This is a genomic window from Pedobacter nototheniae (assembly GCF_004335085.1).
Classification (GTDB): domain Bacteria; phylum Bacteroidota; class Bacteroidia; order Sphingobacteriales; family Sphingobacteriaceae; genus Pedobacter; species Pedobacter nototheniae.
The window spans coordinates 69,436-92,217 of sequence record NZ_RQRS01000007.1 but is presented as its reverse complement, the minus strand read 5'-3'; the positions used below and the strand labels follow the sequence as shown (position 1 = coordinate 92,217).

The 22,782-nt window shown below is 33.9% G+C and carries 22 protein-coding genes; 12 read left to right on the top strand and 10 right to left on the bottom strand.

All coding sequences use genetic code 11. From position 1 onward, the window contains the following. Positions 1-52 precede the first annotated feature (52 nt). Positions 53-1,003 carry a D-2-hydroxyacid dehydrogenase gene (locus EHC72_RS08125; RefSeq protein ID WP_170311719.1) on the top strand — a complete coding sequence of 317 codons (951 nt, stop codon included), beginning with the start codon at positions 53-55 and terminating at the stop codon, positions 1,001-1,003. Between the two features lie 50 nt (positions 1,004-1,053). Here the strand turns inward: EHC72_RS08125 and EHC72_RS22650 are convergent, their stop codons facing one another. The 3 genes from EHC72_RS22650 to EHC72_RS08115 form a co-directional block, all read right to left on the bottom strand. After that, the gene (locus tag EHC72_RS22650) at positions 1,054-1,200 is read right to left on the bottom strand and encodes a hypothetical protein (protein WP_165585788.1); all 147 of its coding nucleotides are present in this window, start codon (positions 1,198-1,200) and stop codon (positions 1,054-1,056) included. Beyond that, the gene (locus EHC72_RS08120) at positions 1,181-1,702 is read right to left on the bottom strand and encodes a hypothetical protein (protein ID WP_131537181.1); all 522 of its coding nucleotides are present in this window, start codon (positions 1,700-1,702) and stop codon (positions 1,181-1,183) included. The genes EHC72_RS22650 and EHC72_RS08120 overlap by 20 nt, the downstream gene beginning before the upstream one ends. A gap of 119 nt (positions 1,703-1,821) precedes the next feature. Beyond that, entirely contained in the window at positions 1,822-2,601 is a 780-nt protein-coding gene (locus tag EHC72_RS08115; protein WP_131537180.1) for an SAM hydrolase/SAM-dependent halogenase family protein, read from the bottom strand. Positions 2,602-2,704: 103 nt separating this feature from the next. On the opposite strand from EHC72_RS08115, the gene EHC72_RS08110 reads away from it, so the two are divergent. The 5 genes from EHC72_RS08110 to EHC72_RS08090 all read left to right on the top strand — a co-directional run bounded on the left by EHC72_RS08110 (position 2,705) and on the right by EHC72_RS08090 (position 6,879). Next, on the top strand, positions 2,705-3,664 hold the full coding sequence (locus tag EHC72_RS08110) for a PhoH family protein (protein WP_131537179.1): 960 nt from the start codon (positions 2,705-2,707) through the stop codon (positions 3,662-3,664). Further along, a complete protein-coding gene (locus tag EHC72_RS08105; protein ID WP_131537178.1) occupies positions 3,665-4,456 on the top strand; it encodes a hypothetical protein in 792 nt (263 codons plus the stop codon). An 80-nt stretch (positions 4,457-4,536) separates the two neighbouring features. Next, positions 4,537-5,481 (top strand): phosphoribosylaminoimidazolesuccinocarboxamide synthase, encoded by a 945-nt coding sequence (locus tag EHC72_RS08100; protein ID WP_131537177.1) that lies wholly within the window; start codon positions 4,537-4,539, stop codon positions 5,479-5,481. A gap of 43 nt (positions 5,482-5,524) precedes the next feature. Next, the gene (locus tag EHC72_RS08095; RefSeq protein ID WP_131537176.1) at positions 5,525-5,902 is read left to right on the top strand and encodes an STAS domain-containing protein; all 378 of its coding nucleotides are present in this window, start codon (positions 5,525-5,527) and stop codon (positions 5,900-5,902) included. A gap of 71 nt (positions 5,903-5,973) precedes the next feature. Then, positions 5,974-6,879, top strand: a complete 906-nt coding sequence (locus tag EHC72_RS08090; protein ID WP_131537175.1) for a ribonuclease Z — start codon at positions 5,974-5,976, stop codon at positions 6,877-6,879. 75 nt (positions 6,880-6,954) lie between these two features. On the opposite strand, the gene EHC72_RS08085 is transcribed toward EHC72_RS08090, so the two are convergent. From EHC72_RS08085 to EHC72_RS08075, 3 genes are all read right to left on the bottom strand, one after another. Then, on the bottom strand, positions 6,955-7,908 hold the full coding sequence (locus EHC72_RS08085) for an MlaD family protein (RefSeq protein ID WP_131537174.1): 954 nt from the start codon (positions 7,906-7,908) through the stop codon (positions 6,955-6,957). 195 nt (positions 7,909-8,103) lie between these two features. Beyond that, positions 8,104-8,883, bottom strand: a complete 780-nt coding sequence (locus tag EHC72_RS08080) for an N-acetylmuramoyl-L-alanine amidase family protein (protein ID WP_131537173.1) — start codon at positions 8,881-8,883, stop codon at positions 8,104-8,106. A gap of 26 nt (positions 8,884-8,909) precedes the next feature. Then, positions 8,910-9,773, bottom strand: coding sequence for an N-acetylmuramoyl-L-alanine amidase family protein (locus tag EHC72_RS08075; RefSeq protein ID WP_131537260.1), 864 nt, complete (start codon positions 9,771-9,773; stop codon positions 8,910-8,912). Positions 9,774-9,847: 74 nt separating this feature from the next. On the opposite strand from EHC72_RS08075, the gene EHC72_RS08070 reads away from it, so the two are divergent. The 5 genes from EHC72_RS08070 to trxA all read left to right on the top strand — a co-directional run bounded on the left by EHC72_RS08070 (position 9,848) and on the right by trxA (position 16,177). After that, a complete protein-coding gene (locus tag EHC72_RS08070; RefSeq protein ID WP_131537172.1) occupies positions 9,848-12,502 on the top strand; it encodes a putative LPS assembly protein LptD in 2,655 nt (884 codons plus the stop codon). A gap of 4 nt (positions 12,503-12,506) precedes the next feature. Further along, on the top strand, positions 12,507-13,748 hold the full coding sequence (locus EHC72_RS08065; protein ID WP_131537171.1) for a competence/damage-inducible protein A: 1,242 nt from the start codon (positions 12,507-12,509) through the stop codon (positions 13,746-13,748). A gap of 61 nt (positions 13,749-13,809) precedes the next feature. Further along, positions 13,810-15,159 (top strand): dihydrolipoamide acetyltransferase family protein, encoded by a 1,350-nt coding sequence (locus EHC72_RS08060; protein WP_131537170.1) that lies wholly within the window; start codon positions 13,810-13,812, stop codon positions 15,157-15,159. Between the two features lie 134 nt (positions 15,160-15,293). Further along, complete coding sequence (locus tag EHC72_RS08055) at positions 15,294-15,842, top strand: hypothetical protein (protein ID WP_317126342.1); 549 nt, start codon at positions 15,294-15,296, stop codon at positions 15,840-15,842. 38 nt (positions 15,843-15,880) lie between these two features. Then, positions 15,881-16,177, top strand: coding sequence for a thioredoxin (gene trxA, locus EHC72_RS08050; RefSeq protein ID WP_131537168.1), 297 nt, complete (start codon positions 15,881-15,883; stop codon positions 16,175-16,177). 1 nt (position 16,178) lies between these two features. Here trxA and pdeM read toward each other — a convergent pair whose 3' ends face one another. Together pdeM and EHC72_RS08040 are read right to left on the bottom strand one after the other, a co-directional pair. Then, the gene (pdeM, locus tag EHC72_RS08045) at positions 16,179-16,817 is read right to left on the bottom strand and encodes a ligase-associated DNA damage response endonuclease PdeM (protein ID WP_131537167.1); all 639 of its coding nucleotides are present in this window, start codon (positions 16,815-16,817) and stop codon (positions 16,179-16,181) included. Positions 16,818-16,823: 6 nt separating this feature from the next. Continuing rightward, complete coding sequence (locus EHC72_RS08040) at positions 16,824-19,301, bottom strand: ligase-associated DNA damage response DEXH box helicase (protein ID WP_131537166.1); 2,478 nt, start codon at positions 19,299-19,301, stop codon at positions 16,824-16,826. Positions 19,302-19,443: 142 nt separating this feature from the next. Between EHC72_RS08040 and EHC72_RS08035 the strand changes: the two genes are divergently transcribed. Next, the gene (locus EHC72_RS08035) at positions 19,444-20,157 is read left to right on the top strand and encodes an outer membrane beta-barrel protein (RefSeq protein WP_131537165.1); all 714 of its coding nucleotides are present in this window, start codon (positions 19,444-19,446) and stop codon (positions 20,155-20,157) included. Here EHC72_RS08035 and EHC72_RS08030 read toward each other — a convergent pair. Both EHC72_RS08030 and EHC72_RS08025 read right to left on the bottom strand, forming a co-directional pair. Next, a complete protein-coding gene (locus EHC72_RS08030; RefSeq protein ID WP_131537164.1) occupies positions 20,154-21,749 on the bottom strand; it encodes an ATP-dependent DNA ligase in 1,596 nt (531 codons plus the stop codon). The genes EHC72_RS08035 and EHC72_RS08030 overlap by 4 nt on opposite strands. A gap of 3 nt (positions 21,750-21,752) precedes the next feature. Next, positions 21,753-22,781, bottom strand: coding sequence for a ligase-associated DNA damage response exonuclease (locus tag EHC72_RS08025; RefSeq protein ID WP_131537163.1), 1,029 nt, complete (start codon positions 22,779-22,781; stop codon positions 21,753-21,755). Position 22,782: the final 1 nt, after the last annotated feature.

Here is a 22,782-nt window from a genome sequence, read left to right as displayed (position 1 = left end):
ATAGCTTTCGTATCTGTGCTACGTTTATTACTTATGACATCATAATAACCGAATGATTAAGATATTAGCAAACGATGGAATAGATCCAATCGGAAAAGAATTATTAGAAAAAGCTGGATTTGTAGTCGATACAGATACAATTCCTCAAGACCAATTAGCCGAAGCTTTAAAAAACTACGATGCCATTACGGTACGTAGTGCAACAAAAGTTAGAAAGGAATTAATTGATGCTGTTCCAAACATTAAATTAATCGGTAGAGGCGGGGTTGGTATGGATAATATTGACGTAGAATATGCACGCAGTCAAGGTGTTGCAGTTGTTAATACACCAGCGGCTTCATCATTATCAGTTGCCGAATTAGTATTTTCTCACTTATTTACTGGAATAAGATTTTTGCAAGATGCAAATCGCAAAATGCCGGTAGAAGGTGCTACACAGTTTAATAATCTTAAAAAAGCATACGCAAAAGGAACGGAATTAAGCGGTAAAACAATTGGTATAATTGGTTTTGGACGTATAGGTCGTGCTACTGCAAAAGTGGCTTTAGGATTAGGAATGAATGTTTTAGCTTACGATTTATATCCGTTAGAAACTGAAATTACTTTAGATTTTCAAGGTGGAATCTCTGTAAATATTCCCATTAAAACTGTGTCACTTGATGAAGTGATTGCAGGAAGTGATTTTATTAGTTTGCATACTCCGTTTGCTGATAAACCGATTTTGGGTGAAGCAGAGTTTGCTAAAATGAAAAATGGTATTGGAATTGTAAACTGCTCAAGAGGTGGAACTATTGATGAACCAGCACTAATTACTGCATTAAATTCTGGAAAAGTATCTTTTGCAGGCTTAGATGTTTTTGACAACGAACCTACGCCTTTAGCAGATATTTTAACTCATCCTAAAATTTCATTAACACCACATATTGGTGCCTCAACAAATGAAGCTCAGGAGCGTATAGGTACTGAATTAGCAACCTTAATTATTGAACATTTTAAGAAATAATAATAAATCAATCAAGAAAAAATAAAAGGCTAATCGAAAGATTGGCCTTTTTAGTCTAATGCATTTGTTAATACCCAGTAACGGTATCCTAATATTGCTTTTTGAAGAGTGCTTAGCTTGGATGGATCTTTTTTGTATAAACTTGGTAAAATGATTTTGTTAATTTTAACCAAAGCCTTAAATAGTGCTTTTTTCATATCTTTTTAATTTTTTGAAGAAAAAATAACTTCCACCCATCATAATTAGAAGCAAGAAAACAATAATATAAACTGAAATACTTTTAGCGCCAATATCTTTTTTTGCTTCATTCTTTAACTGTGTATTTTGATCCTGAAGCTTTTTTATTGTACGCATATAATTCTCTATCCTTTCTTCTGAATTATTAGCATTTACCACTATTTTTTGGTTCTGAACATCTTTATAGTCCATTAATACCTTTAACTCCTTAAAAATATTATTGTCGTTAAGCACTATTTGCCTTAAAATTTCATTTGAATTTTTAATATCTCTTTTGGTTTGCCAGCCAAAAATTCCAGTTTTTTCATTAAGACTTTGGTCATATTGTCCAAATTTTACACTTCGCTCATTTAATAAGCCATTTATTTTAGCCCTTTGCATTTGGTAAGCAGAAGTATCTTGTTGAGCAAAAGCGATCACACCAAAAATAGAAAAGCAGAATATTAAGATGTATTTTTTCATACAATAGAAACAAGAGATCAGGAAAGATGTTTTTGCAATCTTTTTTATACTAATATTTATAAGCATAAAGTATTATCAACAATATACTTACATTCTTTATATGAGGTATTTATTTAGCTTTAGTTATGGAATTCAACCCTTACAATATCGCCAAGGTGTAAACCTAACAAGCCACTTGCTTTACCTTTGTTTATCGCTATTTCTAGGTGATTACTTATACCGAATAAGCACAATTTTTCGCCTTCTTGTACTTCATTATAATGCCAGCTAAGTTGGGTAATGGTTTCACTTTTTCTGAAGTATAAAGTAAAATCACGATTTTTTTGAATTTTTGTAAAAAGATCCTTGGTAATATTCGTGATTACATTGCAGAAAGTATCAATATAAACAACACTTCCACGGATTATATCTTTCTCTATAACAGGGTGTAAAAGCATCTTTTGCTCAATTTCTGCTACAGGTAATCCAATATCCTTAAGTTTGCCACCTTTGGCAAGATGAGTAGCCGCTTTAACAAAAATATCTACCAAAGGAAAATGTAGATATTTTAAATCCTGCATAATGTTAAGTTCAACTACATCCTCTGGCGTATCATCAAAAAGAAGCGAAAAAATTCCATTATCTGCACCTACAAAATAATGATCTTTATGCTTTACCGCAATGTACTTTGTGTTTTCACTATATACAGAATCAATCCCGATTAAGTGTACCGTATTTTTCGGAAAATATGGATATGCATTTTTTAGAACAAATGCAGCATATGAAATGTTGAATGAAGGAACTTCATGAGTAATATCTACCAAATTAACAGTCGGCATAAGCCTTAGCAGGCTACCTTTTAAGGCGGACTGATAAAAATCTTTTGAACCTAAATCTGTTGTTAAAGTAATTATACCCATTAAAAATTCATTAATTATGCTTATTCTTGTGTAGAGGCTAAGCGCCTACAAATATTCAAATTTAAATTAAATATAAGCCTGCAAACTTAAAAAATACTACAGCTTGAACGAATTAAAATTAACATTGGATACCGTAAATCCTGCGCAATTCTGGGGACCGAACAACGAAAATTACGAAATGATTAAGGGCGCTTTCGCTAAGTTAAAAATTGTAGCGAGAGGTAGTGATGTTAAGGTTCTTGGTGATGAACAGGAACTTAAGGCATTTGAAGAGAAGTTTAACCAACTGGTTGGGCAGCTCGAAAAGTACAGCTCTTTAAGCAATAATGATGTTGAATCTATTTTAGGTCAAAAGGCAAATGGCGTTGTAAAAAAAGATGTATCGGAGCCTACCGGAGGTGGTGGAGAGGTGATTGTTTTCGGTACAAACGGTCTTTTGGTAAAGGCCAGAACAGCAAATCAGCGTAAAATGGTTACTAGTATTGGCAAAAATGATATACTTTTTGCCATTGGCCCCGCCGGAACTGGAAAAACTTATACAGCCGTAGCATTAGCTGTTAGAGCTTTAAAGAATAAAGAAATTAAAAGAATTATTTTAACTAGGCCAGCCGTTGAAGCAGGTGAAAACCTTGGTTTTTTACCAGGAGACTTAAAGGAAAAAATCGATCCATATTTAAGACCGCTGTATGATGCTTTGGATGATATGATTCCGGCAGAGAAACTTAAGTTTTATATAGAAAATCGTACCATAGAAATCGCGCCACTAGCATTTATGCGTGGTCGTACATTGGATAATTGCTTTGTAATTTTAGATGAAGCGCAGAACGCGACCGATATGCAGTTGAAAATGTTTTTAACACGTATGGGCCCAACTGCTAAATTTATTGTTACTGGAGATGTAACACAAATAGATTTGCCCAAAAAGCAAATGTCAGGATTGTTTAATGGTTTAAGAATTTTGGAAGGCATTAAAGGGATCGATATTATTTATTTGAGCGGGGAAGATGTAGTAAGACATAAATTGGTAAAAGATATTCTTAAAGCCTACGGCGATATTCAGTAAATGAAATTAACCTCTATCTCGTTTCTTTTTATTTTATTTGCTACTATTAATGCTTTAGGTCAAAGTATAAAAACTATAGAAAAGGACTTAGTGACAAAGATTAAAAATGTAAACCATTGGGCCGAAAATTATATTTATACAAAACAAGTAGATAGAGATAAAGAACTTACAAAAGCAAACCAAGTGCTTGCTAAATCATTATTAGACTATACGAGCAAAAACTTAAGGACTTTTAATTATAATTTTCCGCAATTAAAGAAACATGGAATGAGTATAGTGTCATCCAGCGACAAAAAATTCAAGATTTATTCTTGGGACGATGGGCAAGGAGGGACGGAAAGATTTTGGGAAGTAATCTATCAGTATAAAACTACAAATTCAATTAAATCATCTCATCGAGTTCGTAAATATAATGAGGATGTTGCTGGTTATTTCACTAAGATAGAAAATGCTGTATTGAATAATAAAATCTATTATTTAGCTTTTTATCGTTCAACATATATGTCTTCTTACTACGGGCAAACAGTTCAATTTTTCTGTTTTACTAAAGATGAATTAATTACAGATGCTCCATTAATAAAATCTAGCAACAAAATAAATTCAGATATTAGAATTGCTTATTGGCCAATTATGCAGCAAAAAAACAAGGATTTAATAGCTTACAATGATATTTCTAAAACTATAACCATTCCATTATCAGAAGATAAGCATAATGAAAATGGGTATTATACCGTGATTAATAAAATGCAAACTTACAAGTTCAATGGTAGATATTTTGCCTTAATGAAATAACGAGAATTAATTCAAAATAATTAAAACCTCATGGTACAAACTATGGGGTTTTTTGTTTAAAAGTCGTATTTTTATCGCCCATGAAAGCACTTAAAGAAACCCATTTCAATTTCCCTGAACAGAGTAACTATTACAAAGGAAAAGTTCGTGATGTTTACACCATAGCCGATAAATTTATGGCCATGGTTGTTACCGACAGAATTTCTGCTTTTGATGTTGTTTTACCTGAAGCCATTCCATTTAAAGGGCAGGTTTTAAATCAAATTGCTGCAAAATTTTTAGCTGCTACGCAAGATATTGTCCCTAATTGGGTATTGGATGTTCCTGATCCAATGGTTACTATCGGAAGAATTTGTGAACCATTTAAGGTTGAAATGGTTATCCGTGGTTATTTATCAGGTCATTCTTGGAGAGAGTATAGCGTGGGTAAAAGAAGTGTTTGCGGTGTGGCTTTGCCAGAGGGTTTAAAGGAAAACGATAAATTGCCTAACCCTATTATTACGCCAACAACTAAGGCATCGGTAGGGCATGATGAAGATATTTCTAGAGAAGATATCTTAGCAAAAGGAATTGTTTCTTTAGCTGATTATGAAAAACTTGAAGAATATACACGTGCTTTATATCAACGTGGAACTGAAATAGCAGCAAAAAGCGGATTAATTTTGGTCGATACAAAATATGAATTTGGCAAGGCAGATGGAGTAATCTACTTAATTGACGAAATTCATACACCAGATTCATCTCGTTATTTTTACGCAGAAGGTTATCAAGAACGCCAAAATAGTGATGAAGCTCAAAAACAGCTTTCAAAAGAATTTGTACGTAAATGGTTAATCGAAAATGGTTTTCAGGGTAAGGATGGACAGGTTGTGCCAGAAATGACACCTGAGATTGTTAATTCAATTTCAGAGCGTTATATAGAATTATATGAACAAATTGTGGGCGAGAAATTTGTAAAAGCTGATGCTGATGCTATTTCCGCAAGAATTGAAGCTAATGTGTTAAAGGCAATAGAAAAGCTTTAATTCGAAACAAAATATATACATTAGTAAAATAAAGAATAGAGAGATGAAATTTTCAGTAGATAAACATGAGAAATACGTAACCTTAAAGTTAAAAGAACCTAAGTTTACAAATGATAATGCGCCTGGCTTAAAATCAGAATTTTATTTACTAAATGCCGAAGGCTTTAAAAATATAATAATTGACTTATCGCACGTTAAAGAGTGTACGGATGCTCAAGATTTAAGTTGTTTATTGGTAGGAGATAGGCTGTGTAAAAATGCAGGTGGCTTATTTATCGTTACAGGTATTAATGATGCAATTGCTCATATTATAGAATTATCAAACATATTTCAATCTGTAACGTTTGTTAATACACTAGCTGAAGCAACAGATTTCATTTTTATGGAAGAGTTGGAAAAAGAATTCAGAGGCGCAAAATAAAAACGCATTAACCTATTTAAAAAAGCCTCGTAGTATTTAAACCTACGGGGCTTTTATATATCTTTAGAAATATGAAGTTTGAAGTTACAATTTTAGGAAGTAGTTCTGCAACCCCGGTTTTTAACCGTAATCCATCGGCACAACTTTTAAATTGTAATGAAAAGTACTATTTAATTGATTGTGGTGAAGGTACGCAACACCAACTGATTCGGTTTAATATTAAAGCTGCAAGAATCGATTACATTTTTATAACACACTTACATGGCGACCATTATTTGGGCCTTGTTGGGCTATTATCCAGTTTGCATTTAAATGGTAGAACAAAACCAATGCAAATTTTTGGTCCGGCCGCTTTGCTTGAAATTCTGGAAATTCAATTTAAATACTCGGATACAACATTGAGATATCCAATTGAATTTTTTGCCATTGACCCGACAGCATCCACTCAAATTTTTGAAAATAGTGATTTAAGTGTAAGAACAATTATTTTAAACCACCGGATTCCTTGTACCGGATTTGTTTTTGAGCAGAAGAAAAGGCAGCGGAAATTAATTAAGGAGAAAACTGATGATGTACCGATGGCTTATTATACGGCTTTAAAAAAGGGAATTGATGTTACCTTACCAAATGGTGATGTTTTACACAGTGAGGATTACACAACGCCTGCTGAAGCGCCAAGAGCTTATGCTTATTGCTCTGATACTTTATATGACGAACGTTACTTTCCAACAATAATGAATTGCGATACATTATACCATGAAGCTACATTTCTTCATGAGTTATTAGATAGAGCAAAAGAAACGCATCATACAACTGCATTGCAAGCCGCAGAAATCGCTAATATAATCCATGCGAAGAAATTATTAATTGGTCATTTTTCATCAAGATATAAAACCCTACAAATGCTTTTAGAAGAAGCTCAATCCGTTTTTGAAAATACGGAACTTGCGATAGAGGGTAGAACTTTTCAGTTATAAGCCAGCTAATAATTATTAGGCATAAAAAAAGCGTACAATTTGATAATTGTACGCTTTTTTATTTATGTAGGTTTGTTATTTGTCTTTCTTATTTCCACCACCAAATACAGAGAAGTGTACGTAACGTTTAGGATTAGCTTTTAAATCGATCATTAATTCATCCAGGTTTTTAGATGCGCTACTTAAGTTATCATACATTTTAGTATCATTTAATAATAAGCCTAAACTACCCTTGCCATTTTTGATTCCTGTGATTACACTTTGTAAATCTGCAATTGCATTATTCGCATTATCAAGTGTTTGCTTAAAGTTAGCGGCAGCAAATTTATCGGTAACTGTATTAATATTAGATAAAATATCACTGATTTTTTTATTGTTGTTATTTAAATTAGCTGTAATGCCTTCAACATTTTTGAAAATTGCCGAAATACGCTGACTTTCTGATCCAACTAAACCATCAACCTTTTTAGATGTTGTTTCTAATGATGCCAATGTTCCAGCAATACTGTTAAAGCTTTTGTCAACATTTTTTTGGAAGTTTGGACTTAAAATAGTGTTTACGCTACTTAATATAGAATCCATTTTACCTATAATCAACTCTGCTTTTTTCTGAATTGGCTGAACTTGTTCCATCAAACCTTTTTCTACATTTGCATTTAAGGTTGCACCATCTTCAGCCATTTTTTTAGAGTTACCTAATTCCATCACAATCGCTTTGCTGCCTAAAAGGTCTGTACCTTCTAAACGTGCAGTACTATTATCAGGAATATCGTATTTACTGTTAATGCTTAAAGTTGCTAAAATAGTACCACCTGGCTCTAATTGCAGTTTAGCTACGCGTCCAATTTGATAACCGTTAATTAATACAGGTTTTGACACTGTTAAACCATCAACTCTTGAATATCTTGCAAACAAACTTGTTTCGCTTGAAAAGATTGAGTTTCCTTTTAAAAAGTTATATCCAATTATTAATAAAGCAATGGCAAATGCAGCTAAAATACCTACTTTGGTTTCGTTCTTAATTTTCATGAGTGTTTCTATTTAATGGCTACAAGTTCCAAAGTTTATTAAATCTTCAGTTCCTATAAGAGCGCTTTCTTATTTTATGATACTTTATTAATTATCTGATAGTAGATAATAAAAGCATCAGCACTTTTGTTTTGTTTATGTTTAAATTGTGTTATTAATATTCAAAGGTAAACTAACTATCATTTATAATGCCAATTATCTTACCTCAATATTTTTCTTATATTCTTTAATTGCCTCCACAATAGAGTCAGCAATTTCATTTTGTCCTTTTGATGAGTTTATATACTTTTCTTCCTGTGTATTTGATATAAAACCTACCTCAGTAAGAACTGCGGGCATACCACAACGTTGTAATACTAAAACTCCTTGTTCTTTAACACCACGACTTACTCTATCATCTCTTTTGATGTAACTATTTTGAATAAGTTTGGCAAATTTAATGCTTTTATCTCTAAACGCGTTTTTTAATAGCGATAAAATAATAAATGTAGCAGGATCATTTGGATCGTAGCCTTGATATTTTGTTTTATAGTTCTTTTCTAATTTTATATCGGCATTTTCTCTTATTGCGGCATCTTGTTCCTTCAATCTGTGAGAACCTGCCACTAAAGTTTCTACACCTTTGGTACTTTTATTACCTGCAGGCATGGAATTACAATGCACAGATATAAAAAGATCGGCATTTGCATCATTGGCAATCTCAGCACGGCGATATAAATCAACATCTACATCTTTTGTTCTTGTGTAAATAATTTTTATACCCGGCAATTCATCTTTTAATTTCTCACCTAACTTTAATCCAATTTTTAATGCAACATCTTTTTCCTTAGAAAAACTTCCTGATGCTCCAGGTTTTCTACCACCATGACCAGGATCTATTACAATAGTTTTAATTTTATAGCCCTGAGCAAAAGCACTTTGAAAGGCAGCACTTGATATTAAAATTGAAAAAATAACTAGAAGTTTTAGCTTCATTTATGCAGGGAGATTTTGATTGTTGATTAAAAAGAAGTTTCGGCCAGTCGCTTATAGTTTTTAATAGCCTTTATAATACCACTAACAATTTCATTTTGTCCTTCGGGCGAGTTCATATAATCTTCTTCCTCTGGATTACTTACGAAACCAATTTCTGTTAAAACCGCAGGCATAGCTGCACGAGCTAATACTGCTAAACTTTTTTCTTGCACACCACGATTAACTCGTCCTGCGTTTACATATTCTTGTTGAAGCATAGAAGCAAATTTCAAACTTCTTTCGCGATTTGTTTGTTTCATTAATGAAATCATAATATCGCTTTCTGGCGTATTGGCAATAAAACCTTCGTAGTTTTTTTGATAATTATCCTCTAAAAACATAGAAGCGTTTTCCCTTTTTATTACTTCATCTTGCTCACTCAATCTTCCTGTACCCGATACAAACGTTTCTGTACCATGTGTTGATGTACTTTTTGTTGCTACAGTACGATAAACAGGAACTTTTTTTCCTCTAACTTTCTTATAATAATCAACCACTTTGGATACCCTAACTGGCATATCATTTAAATGGATGGAGATAAAAAGATCAGCTTTTGCATTATTTGCAATATTAATACGCTCATAAAGCGGAATAAAAACATCGGTTTCGCGGGTGTAAATTATTTTAAGATCTTTGATACTATCCTGAAGTGCTTTACCGAGGTTTAAGGCCGTTTTTAACGCTACATCTTTCTCTTTAGAATATACCCCATGGGTAGCGCCATCTTTACCACCGTGACCGGCGTCAATAACAATTGTTTTAATTTTATATTGTTGCGCAAATGCTTGATTATCAAATGAATTTAATGATATTGTACAAATAATAAAGGCTAAAATGGTTTTAAGATACATCAATGGTATATTTTTCACTAATTTTGGACGTTTTTGATTAAACACTTTTGCAAAAATAACATTCAAATACGAATTTGAAACTTCTGAACAACTCTATTTTACTAATTTCTGTCATTTTATTAACACTTAGTGTTGGTAAAGCTAACGCATTTTCTGGTTTTTCATTGCAACAAATCATTAAGCAAGACACGGCGAAGAAAGATACAGCCAAAGTAAAACCTAAAAGTAATAGCGATCTCGAACAAAAAGTAGAGTACAAAGCTGATGACTCAGTAAAAATGAGTAAGGATAAAAATATTATCTATTTATATGGCAATGCGAGGATAAAATATGGCGATTTTGAGCTGGATGCTAACTATATAAGAGTAGACCAAAAAAACCACACTATTTTTGCTAAAGGAACAAAAGATCCAAAAACTGGACGTTATGTTGGTCGTCCTATTTCAAAATCAGGTACAGAAGCATCTGCAATTGCAGATTCAATTTTTTACAATACAGAAACAACACGAGGAAAAATTTATGGAGTTTTTTCTGAACAAGAGGGTGGATTTTTCTCTGGTGGACAAAGTAAAAAACAGATTGACGATGAAATACACATCAAAAATGTAATGTATAGCACGTGTAATTTGCCGCATCCTCACTTCGGTTTAATGATTTCAAAAGGTGTTGTAACTGAAAAGCAGATTATTACTGGACCAGTTTATATGAAGATAGAGGACATACCAACACCGCTAGCTTTGCCTTTTGCCTTTTTTCCCAAGCCAAATAAGCGATCTTCAGGTTTTATATTGCCAACACCAGGTGAAGATGCCACAAAAGGCTTTTTCTTACAAAACATAGGCTATTATTTAGGTTTAAATGATTATTGGGATGCTAAATTTTTAGGAACTATTTATACCAATGGTTCCTATGAAACTAGTTTATTAAGTAATTACACCAAGAGATATAAATTTAACGGTAATATTAACTTTAACTATAGCAGCTCTAAGAATGGATTGGAAGGAACCGAGGCATTTAATAATCCCGCAAAGGTATTCCACTTGGCTTGGACACATAGTCAGAATGCAAACGCAAGACCAGGAACAACATTTAGTGCAAGTGTAAATTTAGGATCGAGCAGTTATTTTAAGGCCACAGGTGCAAATGCCACTTACGATCAAAGAGCAATTGCAACAAATACCATGAGTAGTAGTATTAGTTATGCTAAGGCTTTTCCAAACGGGATGAACTATTCATTATCGTTGGGTAGTGATCAAACATTAAGTACAAAAGACATTTCAATAAGATTTCCAACTGGAACTTTCAATGTGCCTACTTTTAGTCCTTTTGATTCTAAAAATAGAGTTGGCGAGCAAAAATGGTATCAAAAAATTACTATTGGTTATGGTTTGCAAGGAACAAATACCGTTACCACAAAAGATAGTTTGTTGTTTCAAAATGATGGTTTAAAAAGACTACAATCTGGTTTTCAACACACAATTCCAGTTAGTATGTCATTTACTTTACTCAAGTATTTAAACTTCTCTATGGGTGGTACTTATAATGAAGTTTGGAACTTTCAAACTACAAGGAGTCGATACACAACTTTTGCTGATGGAACTTATACAAGCAGAATGGATACCATTAGTGGCTTTAAGCGTGCAGGTAGCTATAATTTATCTACTAGTTTAACGACTAATATTTATGGCAAAAAAACTTTTAATAATCTTGGAAATATAAAAGCATTAAGGCATGTAATGACGCCTAGTATCTCGTTCAATTATTCACCTGATTTTACAAAAGAAGGCAACGGTCCATATAAAAATGCAATTGATCAAAACGGTCGTTTCATTTATGACAGTTACGGACAACAAATTAAATACTCCATTTTTCAAACGAGTGCCTTTCCAGGATCTTTTTCAGGTAAAGCGGCCTCAATTGGTTTTGGTTTAGGAAACATAGTGGAGTTAAAGGTAAAATCTAGTAAGGATACGACGGGCACAGGAGAGAAGAAAATTCCAATTATACAAAACTTAACCATTAATGGATCGTACAACTTTTTGGCGCCAATCCATAAATTATCAACATTAAGTTTGGCTGGTCGTTCTCAATTTACCGATAAATTAGGTATTAACTACAACGGTACATTCGATCCATATGCACTAGATGAAACTACGGTTTCTGGTGTTAGAACCTTTACAAGAAGTAATGATTTTACCTGGACAAGAGGAGCTAAATTACCAAGATTAACTAATTTTGGTTTCTCTTTCGATTACAGCCTAAATCCTGAGGCCTTAAAAAGTAAAAACGAAGCCAATGATAAACTAGCAGATGCGGCAAAGAAAAAAGGCCTGTCTGATATTCAATCAGAGCAATTGGCGGCTATAAGTCGTGATCCAAATGCCTTTGTTGATTTTAATATTCCGTGGAACTTTTCTTTTTCTTATAGCTTTCAATATTCTAATGATTTAGGCGTTAGTTCTACCAGTAACACTTTAAACTTTAATGGTGATTTTAACTTAACACCTAAATGGAAATTTACTTTTAACTCTGGTTACGATTTCAAAAATAACGGCTTAACGCCAATGAATATCGCAATTTATAGAGATTTACATTGTTGGGATATGAGCGTTAACTGGGTGCCTTATGGTGCTTACAAAAGTTATTCGGTAACTATTAAAGTAAAAGCATCTATTTTACAAGATTTAAAATTAAGCAAGAGACAAGGTTTCTACAGTACCTACCAATAAAAATATGTTAGCTGAAATTATTACCATAGGCGATGAAATTCTGATTGGACAGATCGTTGATACAAACTCTGCCTGGATGGCAAAGCAATTAAATTTAATTGGCGTTTCTGTAAAACAAATTACCTCAATTTCTGATGATGAGCAGCATATTTTAGATGCTTTGGCGCAAGCGGAAACTAGAGCAGATATTATTCTAATTACAGGTGGTTTAGGTCCAACTAAGGATGATATAACCAAGCTAACCTTGGCAAAGTATTTTAATATGGGCTTTAGGAATGATTCTGAATCATTAGAGATCATAAAATCCATCTTCAAGAAATTTAATCGCCCAATGCTTGATGTAAACATTAAGCAGGCTGATGTACCTGATGGCTGCGAAGTTATCTTAAATAAAAACGGAACAGCGCCTTGTATGTGGTTTGAAGAACGCGGAAAGATTTTTGTGTCTATGCCTGGCGTTCCTTACGAAATGATGTATTTAATGGATGATGAAATTTTGCCAAGAATTAAAGGGCGATTTAAACTCCCATCAATTGTACATAAAACCATTCTCACTTCTAATATTGGCGAGTCTTTTTTAGCAAAGGAAATTGAAGAAATAGAAGATAGTTTACCTAAACATATAAAGTTAGCCTACTTACCAAAATTAGGTCAGGTACGATTACGTTTATCAGCCAAAGGTGAAAATGAAGATTCGCTAAAGGCAGAAATTGAAGTTTATGCACAGCGAATAATAGCCAAGGTTAAAAGTTATGTTGTTATTGATGAAGATATTGCTTTGGAAAAAGCGATACTGAATATAATGAAAGAGAGAAAACTAACCTTATCTACCGCTGAAAGCTGCACTGGAGGCTATATTGCACATTTAATTACGCAACATCCTGGCTGTTCATCCGTATATTGGGGTGGAGCAGTAGCTTATGCTTACGAACTTAAGGAATCAGTTTTGGGTGTAAAGGAAGCAACACTAACAAAATATGGTGCCGTAAGTGAAGAAACGGTTATAGAAATGGCTGAAGGTGCATTAAATAATTTTAAAACAGATTATTCTATCGCTGTTAGTGGTATCGCCGGACCAGATGGAGGTACAGAAGATAAGCCAGTTGGTACGGTTTGGATAGCAGTTTCTAACAAACAAAAAACAGTAGCTAAAGTGTTTAATTTCAGTAATAAACGCTTGCAAAACATAGAGCGATCAGCTGCATCCGCACTAACTATGTTATTAAATCTTCTTAAAGAATCGTAATGTAAACAATAAAAATCTGTATTTTTGTCGCGTTACCAAATAAAAACTTACTGTAATTAATATGGCTCAATACGAACTATTGTTACCAAAAATGGGTGAAAGCGTTGCTGAAGCAACAGTGATTAAATGGGTGAAACAACCTGGAGATACGATTGATTTAGACGATACCGTTTTAGAAATTGCAACTGATAAAGTTGATTCTGAAGTACCTTCTCCTGTAGCTGGTAAATTGGTAAAGCAGTTATTTAAGGAAGATGAAGTTGCGCAAGTGGGCGATGTAATCGCAATTATAGAAACTGAAGGTGGAAACGATTCTACAACTGAGCTAGCAGCAGCTGCACCGGCTCCAATAAAAGAAACAGAACCAGAAGCATCAATTCCTGGCGTAGATCAGTTAACCACTGCAAAAAGCACAGTAGATTTTAATTCATCAGAACGTTTTTATTCTCCTTTGGTTAAAAATATTGCCGCACAGGAAAATATTTCTATTGAAGAATTAGATAGTATAAAGGGTTCGGGCGCCGATGGTCGTTTAAATAAAGATGATTTACTAAATTATATTAATAGTAAAACTGGAGAAAAATCAGCTGTAGTGGCACCAAAACAAGAAACTGCAGTAACTTCAGAAAATAAAGTTCAAGCAACTCAGCCTCAATCATCAGCACCAGCTGCAAGTAAAACATCAACAACAAGCGTAAGCGGCGGTGATGAAATTATAGAGATGGATAGAATGCGTAAACTTATTGCCGATCATATGGTAATGAGTAAAACAACTTCACCACACGTAACCTCATTTGTTGAAGCTGATGTAACTAACATGGTTTTATGGCGCAATAAAGTGAAGAATAGCTTCGAAAAACGTGAAAATGAGAAAATAACCTTTACACCAATTTTTGTTGAAGCAGTTGCAAAAGCAATAAAAGATTTTCCAATGATTAATGTTTCGGTTAACGGAACTCAAATTATTAAAAAACGTGATATAAATATTGGTATGGCGGCTGCTTTACCAAGTGGAAACTTAATTGTTCCGGTAATTAAAAATGCCGATCAACTTAATTTAGTTGGCTTAACTAAAGCGGTTAATGATTTAGCAGTTAGAGCAAGAATTTCCAAATTAAAACCAGACGAAACTCAAGGTGGTACATTTACCCTAACCAATGTTGGTACATTTGGTAATGTAATGGGTACGCCAATTATTAACCAACCACAGGTAGCTATTTTAGCTGTAGGGGCTATTAAAAAGAAACCAGCAGTTTTAGAAACAGAGCATGGCGATGTTATTGCCATCAGACATATGATGTTTCTGTCGTTATCTTACGATCATAGGGTAGTGGATGGTTCATTAGGTGGCATGTTTGTTCGCCGTGTGGCAGATTACCTGGAAGGTTGGGATTTTAATAGAGAGATTTAAAAATAAAAAAGAAGTCCATTATGTTTTAATGGACTTCTTTTTTGCCTAATTATAAGAAGATGCTTAATTTAAGTTTAAAGAAAATAGTTGCTGATAATACATTGCATGCTAAATGGTTAAATACCTTATCCTATATGGAAAATGCAGGTGCAAAAAAGATTTCAGCATCAGAGCATAAGGAAAATGTAAATCTTATTATTTTAAAGCATGCTGCAGAAGAACATCGTCACGCTTACTATTTAAAGAAGCAAATTGCTAAAATTGATGATTCAATTTGTAAAACTTATAAAAATTCAGAATTACTTTCTCCAAATCACACTAAATTCTATTTACATGCTTTGGATATTGCAGTTTGCAGATATTTAAAATTAGAATTTAATCTCTCAGGTTATGATTTAAAGTTTGCGGCTTATCTTTTTGTAACCTATGCTATTGAAGTTCGAGCAGATGAATTATATCCAATTTATCAAGCGATTCTTGACGAAACCAAAAGCAAGGTAAACGTAAAATCGATTATATTAGAAGAAGAGGGGCATTTAGAGGAAATGATGAACCAATTAATTGAATTTTCTTCAGATTGGGAACATCATGCAGCGGAAGTTATTAAAATTGAACAAAAGCTTTTTAAAAATTGGGTTGAGGCACTAAATGCAGAGCTGCCTGTAACTGCCTTAGCAAACTAAAAGATAAATTTGTTTGTTTAAAGATAAACACTAAAATCATGTCTAAATTTTCTGATTTAATAAATGGCGATAAGCCAGTGCTGGTTGATTTTTTTGCTGAATGGTGTGGGCCATGCAAAATGATGAAACCAATATTGGAACAATTGAAATCGCAGATTGGAGATAGTGCATCCATTATTAAGGTTGATATAGATAAAAATCAATCTGCTGCAAGTGCTTACAACGTTCAGAGTGTACCAACTTTAATTCTATTTAAACAAGGTAAAGCCGTATGGCGTCAAAGTGGCGTTGTACAAACCTCCCAACTAAAACAAATTATAGATATACACCAATAAATTATACTTCTATAACTTTATCTGGAGTTACAGCAAAAATGCGTTCATTTACTTTAGGTTTAACGCTGTAAAGCCCTGTAAATAAGCTGAAAGCAGGTAGTATTGCATGTTTATTTCCAAAGTAAAAGCATGGGAATTTTAATCGCTGTTTAGCCTTTCCAATAATAGAAACTCCTGGATGAACATGACCTGTAATAGAATAAAGTTCTTCACTTGTGTGTTTTGGCACATCATGAATAAAGCAAAAAGGGCCTAAACAAAAACTTGGTTCATGAATTTCAATCCCTAAATCAGCGTAATTATTTGTGGATAGTTTATCATGATTTCCTTTAACAAGCAGAAATTTTAGATTTTGATATTGCTTTTTCCAATCATAAAAATTGTCTATATCCGTGTTTAAGCCATGATGAAACATATCTCCATTTGTTAATAATGTTGTGGGTTTATATTTCTCAATCAATGTGCCTAATCTTTGTAAATCAGTGTTAGAAATTGTAGAAGGAACTTGTAATCCAGCCTGACGGAAATGTGCAGATTTGCCTAAATGCAAATCGCTAATAGCTAAAAGTTGGTATTTGGGTAAATATAAAGCACGCTCTTTATCTAAAATCAGTTCTTCTCCCTGGCACGTTATCGTCATTCTTATTTATTTAATTTTTTCAGATTCAGCTTTCATTCTGGCAATTCTTTGTTCTAATTCTTCCGAGCTCATGTTTTCTCTTAAGCTATCTACTTTTATAGGAAAGGAGAGTGGCGTAAAGCTTTTAGGATTTGTTATTACAATAATTCCCTCCTGGATTCTTTGTAAAGCTGCCGCTAATCTTGGCTCTTCCAATTGCTGATAAAATACTTCGTCGTAAGCCTGTCGCAAAAGTAAATTATGTTTGTCATAATCACTAAATACATTGAAAAACAAACCCGCAGATGACTGCAAATGTTTATTAGCAACATATTTGCCAGGGTAACCTTGAAAAACCAAACCTGAAATACAAGCAATATCCCTAAATTTTCTTCTTGCCATTTCTGTCGAATTTATGCTCAAGGTTATATCTTCTGTTAAATTTTTTGGCGAAAAAACCTCATAAGCAATAGATTCATCCATAGGAATTTCTGTTTCGCTTAGTAATTCAAATCCATAATCATTCATGGCAATTGAAAAGCTGATTGGCAATAGTTTACTCAAACGATAGGCTACAAGTGCAGCCAAAACCTCATGTACTAAACGGCCTTCAAATGGGTATGCAAAAAGATGAAATCCTTCTTTATTATTTATCAATTCAATTAGTAATTCATCGTTTCTAGGTACGTGCGAACGTTTTTCCTGCAACAGAAATAAAGGATATACAACATCCAACTCCTCATCTTCGTGGTTTTTATCAAGGGCTTCGTTATACTTTTTCCGTAGTACGGAACCTAAATTTGATGATAAAGGTAAGCGACCACCGTTCCAACTGGGAGAAATGGCATTTTTTTGCTTGCTATTTCGAACAATAACAGTCATATCTTTAACGTGGATAAATTCCAATACACGACCAGCTAACCTAAAATTATCCCCAGCTTTTAATCGAGTTACAAAATATTCTTCAACCATCCCCACATAGCCGCCCGAAAGAAATTTAACTTTAAGCATGGCATCACTTACAATTGTGCCAATATGTAGGCGATGGCGCATAGCAAGCATTCTACTTTTTACCTTCCAAAGGCCATCTTCATCTTTGGTAACCTTTTTAAATTCATTATAAGCACTTAAACTATCGCCACCATGGGTAATAAATTGCATAACCCAATTCCATTCTTCAGGTAAGATTAATTTGAAAGCATGGGTGTTTTTAACTTCCTCATAAATTGTTTTATCATCAAAACCATCGCCAATGGCCAAAGTAACCAAATACTGAATTAGAGTATCAAAAACCATAATAAAAGGCTCCCGGCTTTCGATATTGTTATTTTTTGCAGCTTCTTTAATCGCTGCTGCTTCAACCAACTCTAAAGCGTGAGTAGGGAGGAAATAAATTTTAGAGGTTTCGTTGGGTGAATGCCCTGAACGGCCTGCACGCTGTAAAAAGCGAGCTACACCTTTTGGAGATCCAACTTGGACAACCGTGTCGACTGGTTTAAAATCTACCCCTAAATCTAAAGACGATGTGGCTATCACCGCTTTTAGCTGTCCGGTGTGCAAGGCATCTTCAATCCAATTTCTAAGTTCAAAATCAATAGATCCGTGATGAATGGCTATTCTCCCAGCCAATTCTGGCTCCAGATTGAGCAGATGCTGATACCACATTTCTGACTGTCCACGGGTATTAATAAAAATTAAGGTCGTTTTACTTTTCTCAATAATTGGTAAAAGTTTGTACGCTAGCTTTAAACCCAAATGTCCTGCCCAGGGTAGAGTTTCTATATCATCAGGTAGAATCGATTTAATTATTATCTTTTTTTCAAGGTCTGCTTTAACAATAATTCGCTTTGATGTTTGATTAGGTTCCAAAACATCCAAGGCTTCATCTATATTTCCAATGGTAGCAGAAATTCCCCAAACCCTCAAATATTGATTTTTTTCTAGCTTTTGCAGTCCTTTTATTCTCGATACTGCAAGTTCTACTAATACACCGCGTTTACTACCTAAAAGCTCATGCCATTCATCGGCAACAATACATTTTAAATTTTTAAATAAAGTTGAAGAACCTTTTTGTGCCAATAATAAGTGTAAACTTTCTGGTGTTATCAGCAAAATTTCGGGCATGGATTTCTTCTGTTGTAATTTTTCAGCTTGTGATGTATCGCCATTTCTCACGCCAACATGCCAGTCTAATTCAAGCTCAAGTAAGGTTTCACGCATTGCTCTTGCTATATCTTTGGCAAGCGAGCGGAGTGGGGTAATCCAAATTAATTGTAAACGGTCTTTTGCTTTTTTGTTCTTTGCTGAAGAATCATTTAAAGCTTCAATTACAACTGCTAAAAATAATGAAAAAGTTTTTCCAAAGCCAGTAGGTGCATTAACCAAGCCGCTATAGCCATTAAGGTAATATTGCCAGGCATCTTCCTGAAATTGAAAAGGCTTTCGGCGATTTGATTTCAGCCATTGCTTTACTTTTTTATAACCTTTGGTTTTGGTTTGATCCATATTCCTTTTATAACATTGTAAGAATAATTTTGTGTGAATATTCTTACTAATAAAGAAACAAAAACTTTGTACGATTTTGTTTAATGATAATCTGTTATTACTTTAGTGCTGTAATCGTTCCGAACTAATTAATCTCTCAGTAATGAAAAAAACAGTATTTTTTCTATGCGCCTTATTTGGCGTTCTTAATCTATCTGCGCAAACAAGCAATCAAAAATCTTTTATTGGTATTTCTGTAGGACCAAGTTTTCCAGTTGGTGATTTTGCTAATAAAAATGCATATGATGTAAATTCTGGATTAGCATCAATAGGAGGTTTTCTAAATATCAATTATGGGTATAAATTCTCGGATAATTTTGGAGCAATCGCCATTTTAAGGGGGAGTATTCATGGTGTGGATAGTCAAAGTTTAAAGAATGGTTATTCACTTCCTGATGGTTCTGGAGGAAGTTTATCATACGAGGCTGGCACATGGAAAAGCGGTGGATTACTGGTAGGACTTTTTCAAGGATTTTCTCTTAATGATAGTAAAAACTTTGTTTTTGAACTAAAAGGAGCAATTGGTGTACAAAGTACTTCAACTCCATCCTTAAAAATAAGAGGTAATATTCCAGGATTTGGCAGCTTTGAAGGAAACCAAGAATCAATTTCAGCTACTTCTTTTGCCTATTTATTAGGTATTGGTTTAAATTATGGATTGGGAAACAATCTAACATTGAAATTTCATGGCGATTATAGTGGTTCTAATCCAAACTTTAAGGATGTGGTTCTAAACCCATCGTCTGATACTAAAACAAATTCTCAACAAAATATCGGCACTATAGATGTTGGTGTAGGCTTGGCGCTAAGTTTTTAAAGCATTGTAGATTTTAAAAGCTGTTGTAAATCCTCTAGAGTATTAATTTCATCAGCTTTTTTATCTTTTCGCCACCTTAATATTCGTGGGAAACGTAAAGCCAATCCAGCTTTATGTCTTTTACTTTCTGCAATACCCTCAAAGGCAATTTCAAAAACCAGTTCAGGTTTTACTGTTCTTACTGGGCCAAATTTTTCAATTGCATTTTTAGTTACAAAGGAATTTACTTCTTTAATTTCTTTATCTGTTAAGCCAGAATAAGCTTTAGCAATAGTTACTAAGTTTTCTCCATCCCGCACAGCGAAGGTATAATCAGTAAAGAAATTAGCTCTTCTTCCACTACCTTTTTGTGCATAAATCATAACAGCATCAACAGTGTAGGGATTAATTTTCCATTTCCACCAATCACCACGTTTACGACCACTGTGATAATTGGAATCTAATTTTTTAAGCATAATCCCTTCACTATTAATTGATCGTGAGGTTTGCCTTAATTCTGCTAATTCTTCCCAGCTTTTACAATGAATCACTTCAGAAAGTAAAACAGGTGAATCTGGATTTAACTTTTGTATAATTTCTTCTAATCTTTTTCTTCTTATTTTTAAAGGCGTATCTCTAAAATCTTTAGTTTCAAACTCTAATAAGTCGTAAACAAAGAACCCTATTGGAGCATCTTCCAATTGCTTTTTATTTATTGTTTTTCTATTTAAACGTTGCTGTAAAGTACTAAAGGATAAAACTTGTTTATTTTGTACTGCAAGTATTTCGCCATCTAATACGATACCATCGGGTAAAACATCTTGTAAAAAATGTAATTCAGGAAATTGTTCTGTTACCAATTCTTCACCTCTAGACCAAATAAACAATTCCCCGTTCCGCTTTACAATTTGCCCTCTAATTCCATCCCATTTCCATTCTGCCTGCCAATCGGTTATTTCTCCAAGGTTTTCAGGTTCCTGTTCCAAAGCATACGCGAGGCAAAAAGGGTAGGGCCATGAATTATCAGTATTTACATGAACACCGTTAATAAGTTCGTTAAAAGTAATGGCATATGGATCCCATTTGCCCATAATGCTATGCATAATTTGAGCGCTATCCAAATTGCTTTGTTTAGCTAAAGCGTTTACCAGCATTTTATTAGATACACCAATTCTAAAGTTTCCTGAAATTAACTTATTGAAGATAAAACGTTCCTGCGTTTCGAGATTATTCCAGGCAGATAATATAAATTCTTTTTTAGTTTCGTCGTTCTTACCTTCAAGATCATGAAGATCTTCTATCCATTTATGTAGTTGAAAATCAGAAGTGTACTCGGCTGGGGGCAATAATAAAGCAATAGTTTCGCTTAAATCTCCAACATTTGAATAACTTTCTGTAAACAACCATTCTGGAGTTTGAGTTATTTCAATAGCCCAATACTTTAATAAAGATGATTTTATTGGTCGTTTAGGTTTTTTTCCAGTGAATAATGCAATTACCCAAACCTTATCTTTATCATCAGCATAATTAAAATAATTAACCAAGGCAGCAATTTTATCATTGGTTTTATTGCTAAGTTCGAGCTGCTGGATAAGTTTGGAGAAACGTTTCATAGCTTATTTATTTTTTGGTTGCTCGGCTAAATCCACTTTGTTTTCTTCATCATCTTCCTGTCCAAATTTTGTTGTCACCTCAGATGCTTCTATTCCATTATCGTTTAGAAAACGGCTAAAAGCTGCTGTAAAACCATGTGTAACGTACACCTGTTCTGCTCCTGTTGCTGTTATAGCTTCCATTAATCCAGGCCAATCTGCATGGTCGCTTAATGCAAAACCTGCATCTGCACTTTGCCAGCGTCGATGCGCTCTAACCTGCATCCAGCCCGAGCAAATTCCTGTAACTGGATGGCTTAAATTTTTAATCCATCGACTGTCTCTCATCACTGGTGGTACGATAACGATTCCTTTTTGCAAATCATCCTTTGTTATTTCAGGTGTTATTCTAATGGTTTGAGGTAGATTTACCCCTGCATTGATGATTACTTCATTTAAGTTTGCAATGCTATTATGTACATAAATTGGAACGTTGCCACTTAAATTTTTAATTAATCGCTGTGCTTTACCTAAACTATACGCAATTAATACACTGGTTTTTTGTTGGTGGATATTATCATTAACCCAGCTTCTGATTCCATCAAAAATAATTTCCTGCTTTTGCCATTTGTAAACAGGTAATCCAAAAGTGCTTTCAGATACAAATGAATGGCATTTTACTGGTTCAAAAGGTGTAGTTATCCCATCATCTTCTATTTTATAATCACCAGAGATTACACATATTTCTCCTTTATATTCTAATTTGACTTGCGCCGATCCAATTATATGACCGGCAGGGTAAAAAGAAATACTAACTCCGTTTCTAACAATTTTTTCTCCATAAGCTAAAGTTTCTACACTTAAATCTTCACTAATTCTACGTTTTATAATAGGCGCTGTTAAGGTATGACAGAGGTAATGCTTATTGCCAAATCGAACATGATCGCTATGCCCATGCGTAGTAACGGCGTAATCTACAGGCCACCAGGGATCTACATAAAAGTTACCCTGTTTACAATAAATACCTCTTTTAGTAAATGTGATTAATGCCATG

Coding starts and splice junctions, on each gene's coding strand:
- EHC72_RS08080 (WP_131537173.1), bottom strand. CDS start 8,883: ATGAAGCTAAAACTTCTAGTTATTTTTTCAATTTTAATATCAAGTGCT.
- EHC72_RS08095 (WP_131537176.1), top strand. CDS start 5,525: ATGAAATTTTCAGTAGATAAACATGAGAAATACGTAACCTTAAAGTTA.
- EHC72_RS08065 (WP_131537171.1), top strand. CDS start 12,507: ATGTTAGCTGAAATTATTACCATAGGCGATGAAATTCTGATTGGACAG.
- EHC72_RS08035 (WP_131537165.1), top strand. CDS start 19,444: ATGAAAAAAACAGTATTTTTTCTATGCGCCTTATTTGGCGTTCTTAAT.
- EHC72_RS08075 (WP_131537260.1), bottom strand. CDS start 9,773: ATGTATCTTAAAACCATTTTAGCCTTTATTATTTGTACAATATCATTA.
- EHC72_RS08055 (WP_317126342.1), top strand. CDS start 15,294: ATGGAAAATGCAGGTGCAAAAAAGATTTCAGCATCAGAGCATAAGGAA.
- EHC72_RS08040 (WP_131537166.1), bottom strand. CDS start 19,301: ATGGATCAAACCAAAACCAAAGGTTATAAAAAAGTAAAGCAATGGCTG.
- EHC72_RS08025 (WP_131537163.1), bottom strand. CDS start 22,781: ATGGCATTAATCACATTTACTAAAAGAGGTATTTATTGTAAACAGGGT.
- EHC72_RS22650 (WP_165585788.1), bottom strand. CDS start 1,200: ATGAAAAAAGCACTATTTAAGGCTTTGGTTAAAATTAACAAAATCATT.
- EHC72_RS08085 (WP_131537174.1), bottom strand. CDS start 7,908: ATGAAAATTAAGAACGAAACCAAAGTAGGTATTTTAGCTGCATTTGCC.
- EHC72_RS08030 (WP_131537164.1), bottom strand. CDS start 21,749: ATGAAACGTTTCTCCAAACTTATCCAGCAGCTCGAACTTAGCAATAAA.
- pdeM (WP_131537167.1), bottom strand. CDS start 16,817: ATGACGATAACGTGCCAGGGAGAAGAACTGATTTTAGATAAAGAGCGT.
- EHC72_RS08125 (WP_170311719.1), top strand. CDS start 53: ATGATTAAGATATTAGCAAACGATGGAATAGATCCAATCGGAAAAGAA.
- trxA (WP_131537168.1), top strand. CDS start 15,881: ATGTCTAAATTTTCTGATTTAATAAATGGCGATAAGCCAGTGCTGGTT.
- EHC72_RS08120 (WP_131537181.1), bottom strand. CDS start 1,702: ATGAAAAAATACATCTTAATATTCTGCTTTTCTATTTTTGGTGTGATC.
- EHC72_RS08105 (WP_131537178.1), top strand. CDS start 3,665: ATGAAATTAACCTCTATCTCGTTTCTTTTTATTTTATTTGCTACTATT.
- EHC72_RS08100 (WP_131537177.1), top strand. CDS start 4,537: ATGAAAGCACTTAAAGAAACCCATTTCAATTTCCCTGAACAGAGTAAC.
- EHC72_RS08060 (WP_131537170.1), top strand. CDS start 13,810: ATGGCTCAATACGAACTATTGTTACCAAAAATGGGTGAAAGCGTTGCT.
- EHC72_RS08090 (WP_131537175.1), top strand. CDS start 5,974: ATGAAGTTTGAAGTTACAATTTTAGGAAGTAGTTCTGCAACCCCGGTT.
- EHC72_RS08115 (WP_131537180.1), bottom strand. CDS start 2,601: ATGGGTATAATTACTTTAACAACAGATTTAGGTTCAAAAGATTTTTAT.